We start from the raw sequence: 16,960 nt of genomic DNA on the forward strand, positions 1-16,960 counted from the left end.
CTGGATCGCAATGGCGGGGGGGGTTATCGGGGTGTGCGGTGCCTGGCGACCGTCGGAGTCGACGGCCACCGGGCGGTGGATGGGTGTGTCAGGTGGAGCCTCAGGCGGTTCTTCGGTTGAAGAGCTGGCTGAGGGAGTTGAACCGGAACTGCTGGATGAGAACGGCCACCACGATGATCCCGCCCTTGATCATGTTCTGGGATTCGGTGGAGAGTCCGTTGATGGCGAACAGGTTGGTGATGGTGGAGAAGACCAGCACCCCGAACAGGGCGCCGATGATGGTGCCGCGACCGCCGGTGAGCAGCGTGCCGCCGATGATCGCCGCGGCGATCGCGTCGAGCTCGTACAGATTGGCCATGGCGGCCTGGGCCGAGTTGGCCTGCGCGGTCAGCATGATCGCGCCGATGCCGCAGCACAGCCCGGACAGGCCGTAGATGAGCAGGGTGTGCCACCGGACGTTGATGCCGGCGAGCCGGGCCGCTTCGGCGTTGCCGCCGATCGCGACGGTGCGTCGGCCGAAGGTGGTGCGGTTGAGCAGCACCCAGCCGGCGGCGACCACCGCGGCGAGGATGATCACCAGCAGCGGGATTCCGAGGATCCGCTGGGTGGCCATCCCGTTGATCACCGACGAGGTGGAGACCTGGGTCTGCTTGCCGGAGATGAGTGCGGCCAGCCCTCGCGCGGCCACCATCATCGCCAGGGTGGCGATGAACGGCACCAGCCGGCCGTACGAGATCAGCACTCCGTTGACCAGTCCGACGCACATCCCGACCACGACGGCGGTGAAGATCATGCCGCCGGGTCCGAAACTCTGGGTCGCCACCGTGGTGGCCCATACCCCGGCCAGCGCCATGATCGCGCCGACCGACAGGTCGATGCCGCCGGCGATGATCACGAATGTCATGCCGACGGTGACCACGCCGATCGCGGAGGCCTGCTGCAGGATGGTGAAGATGTTGTTGCGGACCCAGGTCGGGTCGCTGTATAGGTCGGGCCGGGTGGCGGCGCCGATGATGACCAGAATCACGAGGACGCCGACCAGCCACAGGTTGCGTCGGGCGTACTCGCTGGCGTCGGAACGCCACCAGCTCTGCCGGGGTGGTTCGTCCGCGCCGTGCGCCGGCGGCGCTGCCGGCTTCTCCTTACCGGGTACGGTCGCCGTGGCCTCTTCCGCGGTCACAGTCCTACTCCTTCGTTTACCGGCTGGCCGCTGGCCAACTGGTCGGGTCGCCCGGTCACGCCGCGGCACTTTCCTTCGCCGACCCCGACATGACGAGGTCGAGCACGGTCTCCTCATCGATCTCACCGGCCGGGGCCTGGTGGACGACGCGTCCTTCGCGCATCACCAGCACCCGGTCGGCCAGCCCCAGTACCTCGGGCACCTCGCTGGAGACCAGCAGGACGCCCACGCCCTGTGCGGCGAGGTCGTGGATCACCTGGTACAGCTCGGCCCGGGCACCGACGTCGACACCCCGGGTCGGCTCGTCGAGCAGCAGCAGCCGGGTGTCACCGAGCAGCCACCGGCCGACCACCACCTTCTGCTGGTTGCCGCCGGAGAGCTGGCGCACCGGACGGTGCACGCCCCGGGGACGCAGTTCCAGCGAGCCGGCCACCCGTTCAGCGGCGCTGACCTCCCGGCCGGCGTCGGTGAACCCGACCCGGGCGAGGCGGCCGAAGGTGGCCAACGTGATGTTCCGGAAGATCGGTTCGCCCAGCAGCAGTGCCTGGCTCTTGCGTTCCTCCGGCGCCATGCCCATGCCGGCCCGCACCGCGGCGCCGACGCTGCCGGCCCGTACCGGCTTGCCGGCCATCGTGACCCTGCCGGTGTCGGCGGTCCGGGCTCCGAAGATCGTCTCCAGCAGTTCCGAACGACCGGCACCGACCAGGCCGGCGATGCCGACGATCTCCCCCCGCGCGACGGTCAGCGAGACGTCGCTGAACTCCCCCGCGCGGCTGAGCCGGGACACCTCCAGCAACTGCTCGCCGTGCGGGTTGGGCTCCCGCTGCGGGAACACGTACTCGATCGACCGGCCGGTCATCCGGCTGACCAGCTCCTTGGTCGGGGTGGTCTGCGCCGACAGGTTCTGCGCGGTGGTCCGGCCGTCCTTGAGTACGGTGACCCGGTCACCGATCTCGCGGATCTCCTCCAACCGGTGCGAGATGTAGATGACCGCGATGCCCTGGGCGGTGAGCTCCCGGATGATCCGGAACAGGTTCTCGACCTCGTCGTGGGCGAGCACCGCGCTCGGCTCGTCCATGATGATCAGCTTGGCCTGGTGGGACAGTGCCCGGGCCATGCTGACCACCTGCTTGCCGGCCGCCGGAAGCGACCGGACCAGCCCGCGGGGTCGGATCTCGGCGTGGCCGAGTCGGCCCAGGATGTCCCGGGTGCGCCGGGCCATCGCCGCCCGACGGACGAAGCCCGCGGTCCGCGGCTCGTGGCCGAGGAAGGCGTTCTCCGCCACGGACAGGTCGTCGACCAGGTCGAGTTCCTGGTAGATGGTGGCGATACCGGCCCGCATCGCGGCCTGCGGATTGGCGAACCGGACCGGTCGGCCCTGCCATTCGACCCGCCCCGAGTCGGGGCGGTGCACACCGGCCAGCACCTTGATCAGGGTCGACTTGCCGGCCCCGTTCTGGCCGAGCAGGCAGTGCACCTCCCCGGCACGTACCTCGAGCTGCACCCCGTCCAGCGCGCGTACCCCGGGAAAGGTCTTCACGACGTCGGTCAGCCGCAGCACCACGTCGCCGCCGGCCGCCACGGCCGGGGTGGTGCCGGGCTCGTCGACCGGCGCGGCGCCGGTGGCCTCGGGGGCGCTCACGACGCCTGCTCGAAGGCGACGTCGCTGGCCAGTACGGAGGCGCCGGTCACGCCGGCCCGCGAACCCAGCTCGGACAGCACCACCGGCAGGTTGCCGGTGGCCAGCGGCAGTGACCGCCGGTAGACCACGCTGCGGATCTCGGCCAGCAGGATGTGCCCGAGGTGGGCCAGACCACCGCCGATCACGATCATCGACGGGTTGGCGAAGCTGACCAGACCGGCGAGGACGCCGCCGAGCCGCCGGCCGCCGTCGCGGATCAGTCGGATGCAGGTGACGTCGCCTTCCATGGCGCACTCGGCGACGTCGCGCGCGGTGAGCTCGGCCCGCTGGGTGAGCCGCTCGGCCAGTGCCGGGGAAGTGCCGGCCCGGGCGGCGGCGGCCGCCTCCTTGGCCAGCGCCGCGCCGCTGAACAACGCCTCCAGACATCCGGCGTTGCCGCAGGAGCACATCGGGCCGTGCGAGTCGACCTGGATGTGGCCGATGTCGCCCGCGCAGCCGTCGATGCCCCGGTAGACCTGGCCCGCGAGGTAGATACCGCAGCCGACGCCGGTGCCGAGCTTGACGAACAGGAAGTCGTCGACCGAGTGGGCCACGCCGCCGTGCCGTTCCCCGATGGCCATGATGTTCACGTCGTTGTCCACCACCGCCGGGCAGCCGTGCTCCCGGGCGAGCAGCTCACGGACCGGGAACCGGTCCCAGCCCGGCATGATGGGCGGGGAGACCGGCACCCCGTCGCGGTAGCTGACCGGCCCGGGCACCCCGATGCCGATACCGTCGAGGCGCTCGTGCACCCCTTCGACCCGGGCCTTGGCGAGCAGCTCGTTGATCCGGTGCAGGATGACCTTCGGCCCCTGCCGGATGTCGGCCGGCTCGGTGTACGCGGCCACCGGCTCCAGCCGGCCGTTGGTGATCTCCACGTCGACCGAGCTGGCGCCCAGGTCGATCGCGGCGAACCGCAGATCCGGGTTGAGCTCCACCAGGGTCGAGCGGCGGCCGCCCCGTGAGGCGGCCATCCCTGCCTCGGTCACGAAGCCGGAGGCGACCAGCCGCTCCAACTCGGACAGCAGGCGAGGGCGGGGAATCTCCAGCTGGTCGGCGAGCTCGGCCCGGGAGACCGGTCCGTTGTCCCGCAGCAGTCGCAGCAGCTGGAGGTGCAGAGGATCCGCCGTACGCATGGGGTCCACCTCCGACAGTTAGTTAACGCCGAGGCGACCTCGGCGTGTCGTGCCCGAAACACTAGGAGCTTTCTCAGGCTCGTGTCCAGAGTTTTGGTCTGCTGAAGCAAAACTTTTTCTGATCGTGACAGAAGTTTGCTGAAGCTCTCTCACACCCGGGCTGACCTGGCACGACGAGTCCGGCTCCGGGGCACGAGGGATCGACAGTCCTGCGCTCCACGACAGGGGCAGGACCGGGCATGCGGGTCCGGGGTGTCGACCGCCGTCGTAGCGGCGGTCGACACCCCGGACGTACCCGCGGTTGATCACAGGTCGCCGCGCTGGTCGCCGGCGACCCGGCGGATCACTCGCTCTGGGTGTAGACGGTCAGCTCCGACATGTGCTGGTAGCTGCGCTCGGCGAACTCCAGCGACTGGCCCGGGTTCGCTGAGCCACCGGGAGCGGTGTCCTGCTCCCAGTTGGCGTGGTGGAAGTCGTAGTGCCCGATGGTCTGGAAGAACTGCTGGAAGTTGATGTCGCCGTCGCCCATCGGCGTCATCTCGTAGCCGTTGCTCAGCTCGGGGTTCTTGTCGCCGTCCTTGGCATGGAACAGCGGGAACCGCCGGGGCCGACGGGCCACGGTCAGCAGCGGGTCGAACACCCGGGTCCGCTCCTGACCGGCCGAGTTGACGAAGGTGTGGTGCTTGTGCCGGGCGACGTAACCCCAGTAGATGTCCATCTCGAAGTAGACGTACTTCGCATCGGTCTTGGCCATGAAGTACTCGAGCTTGCGGACGCCGGACGACCGGGTCGGCCGCCCCTGGTCGTCCAGCGGACCGGCGTCGAGCAGGAAGTTGTACGCCGCGTCGTGGTTGTGCGTGTAGAGCCGCATCTTGCGGTCCCGGGCCTGACGGCCGAGCTCGTTCCACAGGTCAGCAGCCGCGTCCCAGTCCGACTGATAGTCGCTGCGGGTCGGGTCGCTGCCGGTGCCGATGTTCTTCATGCCGAGCTCTTCGGCGATGTCCAGCTGCTCCTGGAAGGTGTCCGGCCGGATCGACACGTGGCAGCCGTTGGCGACCAGCCCGTTGTCGTCCAGGATCTTGCGGATCTCGGTCGGCGTGATCTGCCGGCCGAGGATGTCGGGGTGCTGGTTGTAGCCGGCGAACTCGATCTCCTTGTAACCCATCTCGGCGAGGCGGGCCAGGACCCGCTCGAAGCCGTACGGCACGCCGCTGTCGTCCGGGGCCGCACCGATCCGGTCGCGGACCGAGTAGAGGATGATGCCCCGGTTCTGCTCGGGGATCAGCGGGTCCACGGACCAGCCGCCGCCGGCCCGGGCCGGACGGCTGGTCTGCAGCACCGGCAGCCCGGCCGCGCCGAGTACGGCGGCGGCGCCGGCCGACGCGGCGAGGATGTTGCGGCGGGTGAGCGCGGGGTTGGGCGGAGTGAGCTGACCGTTGCGGCGTAGCACCTCGTCCATTCTTGTCCACCTTTCTGCAGCGGCTCGCAGAGCCGCCGATGACGAGTGAGGAGGGTCGGGGTGTACGGAGTCGCACGCCGCCGAAACGCACGACCCCGGGGGCGGAGGGGGTTCGGGTGGGTGGGGGTTCGGGTCGGTGCCGCGGTGGCGGCACCGACCCGAACCGCGGCTGTCTCCGCCACGCCCCTGGCGGGAGACAGCTCGGGCCTGGTGGCCCTGGTCGCGACCGGCGTTTACGACGCTGTGTCGCTGGTGTTACGTCTGGGGCAGACATTAACCCCAGAGACCAGGGGAAAGAAAGACCCCGACGAACCAAACTTTCAGGTGAACTACCGATGGCTTTGTCTTCTACCAGCCAGAAGTCTCTACCACAAGACCCAGGTAGATCGATGGCTGTCGCAGAAGGGTACTCCTAGGACGTCAGTTGCAGAGCAGCCGACCGACCCGACGCCCGGCGACGGTCAGCCCGAGCACCGTCACCGCGACGAGATAGCCGACGTCGACCAACTGCATCCACCCGACAGTGTCCACGGCGATCGCCCGGATCAGATGGACCGACCGGTAAAGCGGGGTCAGCTCGACCAGCCAGCGCAGCACCGACGGGTACGCCTCGGCCGGCACGAACGTCCCGGAGAACAGGAAGACCGCGAACTGGGCCGAGCCCATCAGGTCGAAGTCCTGCCAGCTGCGCATGTAGGTGGACAGCGCCATGCCGAGCCCGCCGAAGGCGAACCCGACCAGGATCGCGGCCGGGAACGCCAGCAGCGCCCGGGGGACCGTCGTCAGCCCCATCACGACCATCACCAGCAGGAAGGTCGCCGAATAGATACTGCCCCGCGCCATCGCCCAGCCGAGCTCGCCGAAGGCCAGCTCGGTCGGGCGGACCGGGGTGGCCAGGATCCCGTCGTAGAGCTTGACGAACTTCATCTTGGCGAAGAAGTTGAACGTCGTCTCCGACAACGCGCCGGTCATCGCCGAAGCGGCGAGCATCGCCGGCGCGACGAACGCGGCGTACCCGATGACGGCCCCGCTGCCAGGCAGGGTGATGTCCCCGATCAGCCGGCCCACGCCGACACCGATCGAGAACAGGTAGAGCAACGGCTCGACCACCCCGGAGATCATCACCACCCAGTACGCGGACTTCAGGGCGGCCGCGTTGCGCTCCATCACCGACCCGGCCCGCCGCACGGCCGCGCCGGCCCCGAGCATCTGCGGCAGGACGAGGGTCACCACTGTTGCCTCCTCTAGTGGATCAGACGCTTGCGGAACCGGGTGACGGCCAGCCACCACCCGGCCGCCACCCAGAGGCTCAGGTAGCCGAGATGCCCGGGGACGGACCAGGCGGGCGTGGTGCCGAGCGAGGCCGCCCGGCACAGGTCGACCCCGTGCCAGAGCGGCGACAGGTACGCCAGCCAGCGCACTGTCACCGGCAGCGACTCCACCGGAAAGAACACTCCGGCGAACAGGGTCATCGGGATGACCGCGAACCGGAACACGATGACCATGTAGCTGTCGCTGCGGATGGTGGCCGCGAAGGCGGCCACCGGCAGGGCGACGGCCGCTGCCAGCAGCACGGCCACCGGCAGGGTCAGCACCGCCCAACCCGAATGCAGCGCACCGAACGCTGCGGCCACCGCGAGAAAGGCGACGGCACTGGCCAGCACCCGCAGCAGGACGAAGGCGAGCAGCCCACCGACGATGTCGGCGATCCGTAGCGGAGCGGCTATCTGTGAGTAGTAGGTCCGTTGCCAGGTGAACCCGCCCAGCACCGGCCAGGAGGACTCCCCGATAGCCACCTGCAACGCGGTGGAAGCGATCAGACCGGGGACGATCCAGTCGAGATAGCTGAACCCACCGACCCCCTGGTCGACGTATGCTCCCACCCCCACACCGAAGCTGAGCACCGTCAACAGCGGCAGCAGGAACGACGAGAAGACCGACGACCGCCAGGTCCGGCGGTAGGCGGTCAGGTTGGCTTCCAGGACGCTCGACGCCGGCCCGAACCAGCTCCGGGCCAGCGACCCGGTCGATCGCGAGGTTGTCGTGGCCGTCGGCGTCGCGTCAGTGTCTGTCCCGGACATCCGTCGTCGCCCTTCCCCGTACCCGGTCCCCGGCCGATGTTGTACCGCCCGGGTACGACATCGTGGAAACGACGCCCCGGAACGACCGCCCGGGACGACCGCCCGGGATTCGCCGGCCCGGCGTACTCTACGGCGACGGCGGGACATCCTCACCGGGATTTCCGTCTCCCGGGTCCGCCGCCCGGGCTACGGCGCAGAGCACCTCGGCCAGCGGGCGTCGCGGCGTGGCCGGGGCGGGCTGACCGTAGCCGACCCGGACGACCATCTGTGCCACGGTCCCCCGCCGCTGGTTGGCCAGCAGTTGCCGGATCCCGGGTATCTCCAGCGGCTGACTGATCGGGGTGGTCGCCAGGTTCTCGACGGTGGCCAGCAACAGCACCCGTTGCAGCGCCTGCCCGGCGGCCAGCCACTGCCGCTCGGTGTCGCCCGTGGTGGACAGCACGAGAATGGTGGGGTACGGCTCGAAGCGTTCGGTCGACCGGGTCAGGCGCGGCGCCACCAGGCCGAAGTCACGGATCGGCAGGGTCTCCAGGGCGTCCCACGGACCGATCGCCGAGCGGGGAATCCCCTCCCGCCGGCCGTGCCCGGGTATCGTCCATCGGGCCAGTTCCGCGCGGTAGGCGCCGTCGGCCCGCTGCCGCTGTTCGGCGCTGCGGGCGAGGGTGAGAATCGCCCCTCGGGCGACGGCACCGGCGACGGCGAGCTCTGCCCCCTCTCGACGTGCGGCGACGATCAGACCCTCGATCACGTCGGCCGGTACGACCGCCGGAGCGAACGGCCAGCGGTTGGTGTGCCGCCGGGCAACGGCATCGGCCAGCGCCGTGAGCTGTGGGTACGGTGCGGCGGCGCGACCGGGGACGACCCGGGCCACCAGGTCCGGTTCGACCGGGTCGGGAAACGGATGGACCTCGGGCAGCCAGCCCTGCTGCCGCACGGCCAGCCGCAGGTTGAACAGGGCCGCCCCGACACTGATCAGCAGTTCCCGACCTGCGGGATCGATGACGTCCAGCTGGCGGTGCCGGTCGGCGAGGACCTCGATGGCCGGCGCCGGGGTGCCGTCGGTGCCGTCCGTCGCCGGTTGGGTGCCGCCCTCGCCGGGGCCGGTCCGGCCACCGGGCCGGATCCGGAACCGCCACGGCTGGCTGTTGTGCAGTGACGGCGCGGCGACGGCAGCCCGTACGCAGGCGACGGGATCGTACGAGGAGCCAGCCCCGCCGGGCACGGCGGCGGTGTCGGGCGCCGGTGCTGGTACGCGTTCCTCGGTCACAACCCCAGCCTGATCCGCTGATGCCCGGCCGGCCCAGAGGCTTCCCGCCCGTCCGGGCAGGGTCCAACGGGCCTGGTCGAAGACCGCCGTCAGTGCGGGCGGTTGCGCTCGATCGCCGGTGCCGGGGCGACGGCCCGCACCGACCAGTCGACCCGGCGCACCTCGTACTCGACCTCGCCGTGCTCGACGCCCTCGATCGGATCGTCCCACTGCAGGTGGAAGCAGCGGGCCAGGCGCAACCCGGCCGCCTCCATCACCCGCCGCGAAGCGACGTTGACCGCCATCGTCTCGGCGAAGACCCGGTCGACGGTCGGGTGGTCGAACGCCATCCGCAGCAGCGCTCGGGCACCCTCCGAGGCGTACCCCCGGCCCCAGGAGGCGCGCCGCAGTCGGTACCCAAGCTCTACCTCGGTGATCGCCAGCCGACCACCCCGGCCGTTGACCACACCGTCGGCGGGACCGGTGACAGCCGGACCGGCGGCGGCCGGCTTCAGCGCGAACCAGCCGATGAAGGCACCGCTGGAGCGCTCGATGGCGGCCCACTTGCCGAAGCCCGGAAAGCGCAGATAGTCACGCAGGATCGCGGGCAGGACCTCGCGGCGTACGGTCTCGGCCGGGGTCGGTCGGCCCCCGGTGAGGTACCGCATCACCTCGGGGTCACTGTCCAGCTCGACGAGCAGTGGCAGGTCGTCGATGGTGAAGCGGCGTAGTGACAGCCGGTCGGTCTGCGCGATCATGCCCGGCCGATTCTAGTCGATCAGGGTCCGGCCGGTGAGATGCAGGAAGACGTCCTCCAGACCGCTGCGCCGAATCAGCGCGCTGGTCGGCGCCAGCCCACGGCGGTGCACCTCGTTGAGCGCCCCGTCGCCGTCGCCGGTGTAGAGCAGGATCCGGTCCGGCAGCACCTCGGTCCGTTCGGCGATTCCGCCCAGTTTGCCGGCGAAGCTCTCCTGGTCGTCGGTCGGGAACCGGAGTTCGACCACCTCACGGGTGGAGTAGCGGGTGATCAGGTCCCGCGGCGAGCCCTCGGCGACGATCCGACCGCCGTCCATCACCACCAGTCGGTCGCAGAGCTGCTCGGCCTCGTCCATGTAGTGCGTGGTCAGCACCAGCGTGACGCCCCGTTGCTTGAGCCGGAACAGTCGCTCCCACACCAGGTGCCGGGCCTGTGGGTCCAGCCCGGTGGTCGGCTCGTCGAGCAGCACGATGTCCGGCTCGTTGACCAGGGCACGGGCGATGGTGAGTCGGCGTTTCATGCCGCCGGACAGCGGCTCGACCTTGCTGCCCGCCCGGTCGCGCAACTGCACGAAGTCGAGCAGTTCGTCGGCGCGTCGCCGGGCGACCGGTCGCGGGATCTGGAAGTAGCGGGCGTAGCTGACCAGGTTCTCCCGTACCGTCAGCTCCTGGTCGAGGTTGTCCAGCTGCGGGCAGACGCCGAGCCGGGCCCGGATCGCCGGACCGTCCCGCTGCGGATCCATTCCGAGGATGCGCAGGGTGCCGCCGCTGGGCGGGGAGACGCAGCCCACCATCCGCATGGTGGAGCTCTTGCCGGCGCCGTTCGGCCCCAGGAAGCCGAACGCCTCGCCGGGCGCGACGTCGACGTCGATCCCGGCGACCGCGGTGAACGCCCCGAACCGCTTGACCAGACCGCGTGCGTGGATGAGTGGCCCGCTACCCCGTTCAGTCACGGCCACGACGCTACCGCGCGGCCCCGACAGGGACGCCAGCGAGTTTCGCGAGCAGGCGTCTTTCGTCAGATCGAGGACAAAGTACAGTACGAACATCTTGAAGTTTCAACTTCAATGCACTAAGTTTGCCATCCTGACTCGCTACTCCCGAGTCGGCGGACGAGTTCGTCACCTCGCCCGGTCCCTGCCCACGCCGGTCCGCTTCGCCCGCGTGTCCACCGGCCCTCCACGTCGGACGACGCCACGTGCCGGACCCAGGTAAAGGACAATGACCAACGTGTTGGGAGTGTGGCCGGAGAACACGCACCAGGCGCAGATCCTGCGCCTGCTCCGCGACGGCCCGTGCTCGCGCGCCGAACTCGGCGAAGCGGTCGGCCTCTCCAGGTCGAAGGTGGCCACCGAGCTCGACCGGATGATCGACCGGGGTCTGGTGGAGACCGCCGGTCCGGCCGCGTCCCGCGGCGGTCGTCCGTCGTCGATCGTCCGGATCGCCGCCGCCACCCGCTTCCTCAGCATCGACATCGGCGCGAGCACCCTGGACGTGGCGCTCACCGACGGCGAACTGCAGGTCGTGGCCCGGATGACCGAGCGCACCGAACTGCGCCAGGGGCCGACGACGGTGATCGCGCAGGCCCTCGAACTGGTCACCAAACTGGCCGCCGACTCGGGGACCACGCGGTTCACCGGCGCCGGCATCGGGGTGCCCGGTCCGGTCAGTTTCCACGAAGGCGTGCCGGTCTCGCCACCGTTCATGCCGGGTTGGCACCGCTTCCCGGTACGGGAGATGTTCAGCACCGAACTCGGCTGCCCGGTGCTGGTCGACAACGACGTCAACATCATGGCGCTCGGTGAGAAACACGCCGGCATCGCCCGTTCGTTCGACGACTTCCTGTTCGTCAAGATCGGCGCCGGAATCGGCGCCGGGATAGTGGTCGACGGAGACGTCTACCGGGGAGCGAACGGTTGCGCCGGCGACATCGGCCACACCGCCGTCGACGAGAACGGGCCGCAGTGCCTCTGCGGCAACGTCGGCTGCCTGGAGGCGTACTTCGGCGGTGCGGCGCTGACCCGCGACGCGGTCGCCGCCGCCCGGGCCGGGCGTTCCGACCAGCTCGCCGAGCAACTCGCCCGGATCGGCACGCTCACCGCGCTGGACGTCACCCGGGCGGCCGCCGCTGGCGACCCGGTCGCGGTCGGCATGGTCCGCGACGGTGGACGACGCGTCGGCCAGGTGCTGGCCCGGCTGGTGAGCTTCTTCAACCCGGGAATGGTGGTGATCGGCGGCGGGCTCGCCGGGATGGGGCACGCGTTACTGGCCGAGATCCGCGGCGTCGTCTACCGCAGCTCACTGCCGCTGGCCACCGGCGACATGCCGATCGTCCTGTCCGAGCTGGGTGACCAGACCGGTCTGATCGGCGCTACCCGGATGATCAGCGACCACGTCTTCACCGCCAGCTGAGCCGACCTACCCGGCCCGGGCGCATCCGCTACCGGACGGCTCCACCACGGCGGCTGGTCACGGCTGTTGCTCGACCGACGCCCGGGCCGCGGCCACCAATTCGGCGGTACGCTCCGGCAGCCAGGCCGCGTCGGTGTCGACGCCGACGTCGTAGCGCACCGTCCAGCTCAGGCCGTCGATGCCGGACACCCGCCGGCCCACCACCCGGGCCCCGCCACCGTCCAGCTGGTGGTGCATGCTGTAGCCGACCGACCGGGTCACCCTGGTCCGGACCTGGTCCGGGACGTCTCCCGGGTCCGAGAGGTCGAACGAGATTGCCGGTCCGTCGGCGACCACGGTGTAGCCGTCGTGCTCCGACACCGTCTCGGCCGGCGTGACGACCAGCGTCTCGCCCGACCAGACCGCCTTGTGCACCCGGTGCCAGCCGAGCCGGGTGTCCCGGCCCGGCAACCACAGGCCCCGGTTGGTGACGACCAGCGTGCCGGTCGCGGTCCCACTCCAGGCCAGCACCCGCTCGTCACGGTCCAGCGGCGGCCGCTGGTCGGCCGGCAGCCGCGCGCTACGCCGAAACAGACTCCACACCGTCACAACCCTCCCACGGCTTGTTCGCGCAACGCACGCGCATGCTGTTCCAGGGAGAACAGCTCTCCGGCCAGGGTCAGATACTCGTCCTGGTTGGTCACCGGATTGATCCGCTGCACCTTCGACTTCAGCTCCCGGATCCGGGTGGTGACCGCTCCCCACTGCAGGCGGGCCAGGGTCACCGAGACGTAGTACGGGTCCGCGTCCCGGTCGACGTGCAGCGGTTCGACCGCCAGCTCGGCGACCAACGCCCGGGCCGCGAGGTCGGCGCAGTTGTCCCGGACCCGCTCGATCCACACCGCTCCGGTGGTGGCGGCCGCGGCCCCACCGGCCTGCGCCATCGCGTCCCGCAGCACGGCGTGTACCGGATGCTGGTAGACCTCCGCGCCGAGGTTGTCGAACATCGGACCGGCGAGCACCGGCACCTGGAGCCCGAGCTTCAACGCCTCCCGTTCGACCAGCGTCTGAGGATCGTCCGGCTCGTTGCGCGGCTTTGGCGCCGCCGGCTCGGGCACCGCCGCCCGGCCGCCAGCGGTCCGCTGCGGCCCGGCCGCCGCCGCGAGCACCGCCCGCTGCACCGGTTCGATCTCCATTCCGAGGTCGCCGGCGAGCTTGCGCACGTACTCTGGGCGTTTGTCCCGGTCCTTGAGCTTCGCCACCAGCGGCGCGGCCCGCCGCATCGCCTCCACCCGGCCATCGACGGTGTCCAGGTCGAACCGGCTCAGTACCTGCCGCAGCGCGAAGTCGACCAGCGGTTCCCGGCGCGCGACCAGGTCGCGCACCGCGAGGTCGCCCTTTGCCAGCCGCAGATCGCACGGATCCATGTTGTCCGGGCTGACCGCGATGAAGGTACGCCCGACGAAACGCTGATCCTCCTCGAACGCGCGCAGCGCCGCCTTCTGCCCGGCCGCGTCCCCGTCGAAGGTGAAGATGATCTCCCCAGCGACCGCCTCGGTGTCCATCAGCAGCCGGCGCAGTACGCCGATGTGGTCCGCGCCGAACGCGGTGCCGCAGGTGGCGACGGCGGTCGGCACCCCGGCCAGGTGGCAGGCCATCACGTCGGTGTAGCCCTCCACGATCACCGCCCGGCCCTGCCGGGCGATCTCCCGCTTCGCCTGGTCGATCCCGTACAGCACGTGGGACTTCTTGTAGATCGGGGTCTCCGGGGTGTTCAGGTACTTGGGTCCGTCGTCGTCGTCGAAGAGCTTGCGCGCACCGAAGCCGATGACGTCGCCGCTGAGCTCCCGGATCGGCCACAACAGGCGGCGCCGGAAGCGGTCGATCAACGAGCCGGACCGGGCCTGGCGGGCCAGCCCCGCGGTGATCAACTCCTGGGCGGTGTAGCCCCGCTGGCGCAGGTGCCGGGTCAGCTCGTCCCACGCGTCCGGGGCGAAGCCGCACGCGTACCGCTCGGCGGTCGCCCGGTCGAAGCCCCGGCGGGCGAGGAACTCGCGGGCCGGCCGGGCCGCCGGGTCGGTCAGCCGGTCGACGTAGAACTCGACTGCGGCGGCGTGTGCCGCGGTCAGCCGTTGCCGCTGACCGGTCTGCTGGCGTACCGGCGCGGGACCGGCCTCGATGTAGCGCAGCTGGATCCCGGCGCGGGCGGCGAGCCGCTCCACCGACTCGACGAAGGTGAGGTGCTCGGCCTCCATCAGGAAGGTGATCGCGTCCCCGCCCTTGCCACAACCGTGACAGAAGTACACGTTCCGGCCGGGTGCCACGGTGAACGACGGCGTCTTCTCGTCGTGGAAGGGACAGAGCCCTTTGAGGTTGCCACCACCGGCCGACTTGAGCGTGACGCTCTCCGAGATGATGTCGGCGATCGACGTACGCTCCCGCACCAGCGAGATGTCCTCGTCCCGGATCCGACCAGCCATGCTCTGCCGCCCCCCTTCGAGGTACATCCTGCCCTGCCGCCACCATCACCGACGGTGCGGGTGCCGGCAGCCGGGTCCCGGCACCTCACCGGCTGCGGCGAACCTCCCGAACCCCGCCCTGACCAGGCAGGCTCCTGTCAATACGCACTTTCCACGCCTCGCCGAAGAACAGACCTTGTCCTTCCCTGTGACCACGGCAATACTGTCTGTGTCGTACCTAGTGAACCGTTCGCTGGCTTGTTTCTCTTTCTTCACGATTCACTGTGTCTTGTCTACATTGCCGGATCCCCAGCCCGAAATTGCCGGATCCCCAGCCCGAAGGAGGAGGCACCCCCATGCCCCAGCTGCTGCCCGAGACCAGCGCCACCGACCACCTGGACGTGATCGCCCTCGACGAAGCGCCCCGACTGTGTGCCCTCTACCGCAGCCAGGACGCCGAGCTGGCACCGGAGGACGAGCTCCCGCACATCGCCGGCTGGGTGCTGGCCTGGCCGGACGGCTCGGCCCTGACCCTGCTCACCGAGGGCGACCAGCCACGGATCATCTCCGGATCGCTGTCGAACGTCGAGACCTGGTGGTCGGCGCTGCTCGCCGCAGACCTGGTCGCGGTCCGCCCGCCGGCCGAGTGAGCCACCGGCCGTGAACCGGATCAGACGCGGGTCGGACCCGGCCGCCCCGCCGGCCGGGTCAGCCGCCGGTGCCAGGAGATCGCCGCCAGATCGGTGAGTGACGCGACCTGGTCGATGATCACCCGGGCCCGGGCCCGGTCATCCGACGCGTCCGACCACAATGGGAGAAAGACCGGGTCCAGACCGGCCGGGGCGTACGCGGTCAACGCCTCGACGAGTTCGGCGAGAATCTCCCGCTGCCGCAGGTAGCCGGCGGCAGCACCCGGCCGACGCATCACGTAGCGCAACGTCAGCCCCTTCAACAGCGCGCAGCGGGCGCGCACCACCCGGGGCACCACCAGATCGGCCGCGTACCGCCGCACCGGCAGCCCGCCGGAGCGCTCCCGGGTAGCGGACACCGCGGCGGCGACGAACGCCCCGGTGAGCATGCTTGTCGTGCCCTTCAGCGCCGCCTGCGCCGGGTGGCTGCCGTCGTAGCCGACCAGCAGCCGCAACGCCGGTCGGGCCAGCAGTTCGGCCAGGATGCCGGCCAGGTCGTCGGCGGACTCGGTGGAGTACACCGCAGCGACGTCGGCCGCCAGCGCGGCCTGTTCGTCGGGGTCCGCGATCAGCCGACCGAGGTCGATGTAGCCGCCATGGATACCGTCCTCCAGGTCGTGCACCGAGTACGCGACGTCGTCGGCCCAGTCCATCACCTGCGCTTCCAGGCAGCGCCGCCGGCCGTCGGGAGCGCCGTCGCGCAGCCAGGCGAACACCGGCTGGTCGTCGGCGTACACCCCGAACTTGCGCTCACCGGGCCCGCATGGCCAGGGGTACTTGCAGGTAGCGTCGAGCGAGGCCCGGGTGAGGTTGAGCCCGACGGAATCGCCGGACGGACCGATCACCTTGGCTTCCAGGCGGGTGAGCACCCGCAGCGTCTGCGCGTTGCCTTCGAAGCCGCCGTAGCCGGCGGCGACCTCGTCCAGTGCCCGCTCACCGTTGTGTCCGAAGGGCGGGTGTCCGAGGTCGTGGGCCAGGCCCGCGACGTCCACCACGTCCGGGTCACAGCCGAGCCGGGCACCCATCTCACGGGCGATCTGCGCGACCTCCAGAGAATGGGTCAGCCGGGTCCGGGGTACGCCGTCCGCGCCGCTCGGATCCGCCAGATGCACCTGGGTCTTGGCCGCCAGCCGCCGGAACCCGGCCGAGTGCAGCACCCGGGCCCGGTCCCGCTCGTACGGGCTGCGCCCGTAGCCGGTGTCCTTGGCCGGCTCCGGCACCAGACGGTGCGCGTCGGCGGCACGACCAACCGCCGGGCCGTCCGGAGAGGCACTCACCTTCAGCAGCCTAACCGCCCTGGCGGGGCGGCGAACCGGCAGCCCGACCAGCCCAGCGGGGCGGCGAACCGGACCCCTCGTGCGGCGGTGCCGTCACCCGATCGGGTGACGATTTCGGGGTGGTTTCCAGTTTGTGTCGTGATGTTGACGTCGGTCCTGCGGGACCACACCGACCAGCCCACAATCGGGGCGTGGCTGACCAGGGGTGGACCCGTACCAGCCGGCTCGTACACATCTGCGATGTCGCCGAACCGATGCGGTACGCCGTCGAGGAGCACTGCGCCGGCCAGCTCATGGGAGAGCTGGCCGGTGCCAGCGCCTGCTGTCTGACCAGTTCGACCGGCCCGACCGGATCTGCGCGACCACCGCGCCGTCATCATCGGGTCGACATCCTGCTCGGGCGGCACCTGGTCACGGCCGGGGACGATCCGCCGCACGGCTACGCCCGGTCGGCCCGACTGGCCACGCTGGCGCTGGCCCTGCCGGCCACGGACGGCATCCTGGTCACCGCCCGCTGGCAGACCCATGGCCGGCCCGAGTCCTGCTGGCTGGGATTCGGCGACGGGCCGGACGGCCGGACGTTCCTACTGCTGCTGCAGGCCGCG

14 protein-coding genes are annotated in these 16,960 nt (G+C 70.5%); 2 read left to right on the top strand and 12 right to left on the bottom strand.

What is annotated here, in order from left to right:
- Positions 1–100: 100 nt before the first annotated feature.
- The 9 genes from ACN27J_RS11205 to ACN27J_RS11245 all read right to left on the bottom strand — a co-directional run bounded on the left by ACN27J_RS11205 (position 101) and on the right by ACN27J_RS11245 (position 10,492).
- Entirely contained in the window at positions 101–1,180 is a 1,080-nt protein-coding gene (locus ACN27J_RS11205) for an ABC transporter permease (RefSeq protein ID WP_123602930.1), read from the bottom strand.
- A gap of 55 nt (positions 1,181–1,235) precedes the next feature.
- On the bottom strand, positions 1,236–2,744 hold the full coding sequence (locus tag ACN27J_RS11210; protein ID WP_421372196.1) for a sugar ABC transporter ATP-binding protein: 1,509 nt from the start codon (positions 2,742–2,744) through the stop codon (positions 1,236–1,238).
- 74 nt (positions 2,745–2,818) lie between these two features.
- On the bottom strand, positions 2,819–3,997 hold the full coding sequence (locus ACN27J_RS11215; RefSeq protein WP_123602931.1) for an ROK family protein: 1,179 nt from the start codon (positions 3,995–3,997) through the stop codon (positions 2,819–2,821).
- A 343-nt stretch (positions 3,998–4,340) separates the two neighbouring features.
- Entirely contained in the window at positions 4,341–5,456 is a 1,116-nt protein-coding gene (locus ACN27J_RS11220; protein ID WP_421365764.1) for a sugar phosphate isomerase/epimerase family protein, read from the bottom strand.
- A 420-nt stretch (positions 5,457–5,876) separates the two neighbouring features.
- Entirely contained in the window at positions 5,877–6,689 is an 813-nt protein-coding gene (locus tag ACN27J_RS11225; RefSeq protein ID WP_421365765.1) for an ABC transporter permease, read from the bottom strand.
- Positions 6,690–6,700: 11 nt separating this feature from the next.
- Positions 6,701–7,537, bottom strand: a complete 837-nt coding sequence (locus ACN27J_RS11230; RefSeq protein ID WP_421365767.1) for an ABC transporter permease — start codon at positions 7,535–7,537, stop codon at positions 6,701–6,703.
- 127 nt (positions 7,538–7,664) lie between these two features.
- Positions 7,665–8,804 (bottom strand): Acg family FMN-binding oxidoreductase, encoded by a 1,140-nt coding sequence (locus ACN27J_RS11235; RefSeq protein WP_421365770.1) that lies wholly within the window; start codon positions 8,802–8,804, stop codon positions 7,665–7,667.
- An 89-nt stretch (positions 8,805–8,893) separates the two neighbouring features.
- A complete protein-coding gene (locus ACN27J_RS11240; RefSeq protein ID WP_421365771.1) occupies positions 8,894–9,541 on the bottom strand; it encodes a GNAT family N-acetyltransferase in 648 nt (215 codons plus the stop codon).
- Between the two features lie 12 nt (positions 9,542–9,553).
- Complete coding sequence (locus tag ACN27J_RS11245) at positions 9,554–10,492, bottom strand: ABC transporter ATP-binding protein (RefSeq protein WP_421365773.1); 939 nt, start codon at positions 10,490–10,492, stop codon at positions 9,554–9,556.
- A gap of 268 nt (positions 10,493–10,760) precedes the next feature.
- Between ACN27J_RS11245 and ACN27J_RS11250 the strand changes: the two genes are divergently transcribed.
- Positions 10,761–11,951, top strand: coding sequence for an ROK family transcriptional regulator (locus ACN27J_RS11250; protein WP_421365775.1), 1,191 nt, complete (start codon positions 10,761–10,763; stop codon positions 11,949–11,951).
- Positions 11,952–12,008: 57 nt separating this feature from the next.
- On the opposite strand, the gene ACN27J_RS11255 is transcribed toward ACN27J_RS11250, so the two are convergent.
- The gene (locus ACN27J_RS11255) at positions 12,009–12,533 is read right to left on the bottom strand and encodes a hypothetical protein (protein WP_421365777.1); all 525 of its coding nucleotides are present in this window, start codon (positions 12,531–12,533) and stop codon (positions 12,009–12,011) included.
- A gap of 2 nt (positions 12,534–12,535) precedes the next feature.
- The gene (dnaG, locus tag ACN27J_RS11260) at positions 12,536–14,437 is read right to left on the bottom strand and encodes a DNA primase (protein ID WP_421365778.1); all 1,902 of its coding nucleotides are present in this window, start codon (positions 14,435–14,437) and stop codon (positions 12,536–12,538) included.
- 308 nt (positions 14,438–14,745) lie between these two features.
- On the opposite strand from dnaG, the gene ACN27J_RS11265 reads away from it, so the two are divergent.
- On the top strand, positions 14,746–15,039 hold the full coding sequence (locus ACN27J_RS11265) for a hypothetical protein (RefSeq protein WP_421365780.1): 294 nt from the start codon (positions 14,746–14,748) through the stop codon (positions 15,037–15,039).
- A 20-nt stretch (positions 15,040–15,059) separates the two neighbouring features.
- On the opposite strand, the gene ACN27J_RS11270 is transcribed toward ACN27J_RS11265, so the two are convergent.
- Positions 15,060–16,355 (bottom strand): deoxyguanosinetriphosphate triphosphohydrolase, encoded by a 1,296-nt coding sequence (locus ACN27J_RS11270; protein WP_421365781.1) that lies wholly within the window; start codon positions 16,353–16,355, stop codon positions 15,060–15,062.
- Positions 16,356–16,960: the final 605 nt, after the last annotated feature.

The sequence above is a fragment of the Solwaraspora sp. WMMB762 genome (assembly GCF_049179115.1).
Classification (GTDB): Bacteria; Actinomycetota; Actinomycetes; order Mycobacteriales; family Micromonosporaceae; genus Micromonospora_E.

Coding starts and splice junctions, on each gene's coding strand:
- ACN27J_RS11215 (WP_123602931.1), bottom strand. CDS start 3,997: ATGCGTACGGCGGATCCTCTGCACCTCCAGCTGCTGCGACTGCTGCGG.
- ACN27J_RS11220 (WP_421365764.1), bottom strand. CDS start 5,456: ATGGACGAGGTGCTACGCCGCAACGGTCAGCTCACTCCGCCCAACCCC.
- ACN27J_RS11230 (WP_421365767.1), bottom strand. CDS start 7,537: ATGTCCGGGACAGACACTGACGCGACGCCGACGGCCACGACAACCTCG.
- ACN27J_RS11240 (WP_421365771.1), bottom strand. CDS start 9,541: ATGATCGCGCAGACCGACCGGCTGTCACTACGCCGCTTCACCATCGAC.
- ACN27J_RS11250 (WP_421365775.1), top strand. CDS start 10,761: ATGACCAACGTGTTGGGAGTGTGGCCGGAGAACACGCACCAGGCGCAG.
- dnaG (WP_421365778.1), bottom strand. CDS start 14,437: ATGTACCTCGAAGGGGGGCGGCAGAGCATGGCTGGTCGGATCCGGGAC.
- ACN27J_RS11265 (WP_421365780.1), top strand. CDS start 14,746: ATGCCCCAGCTGCTGCCCGAGACCAGCGCCACCGACCACCTGGACGTG.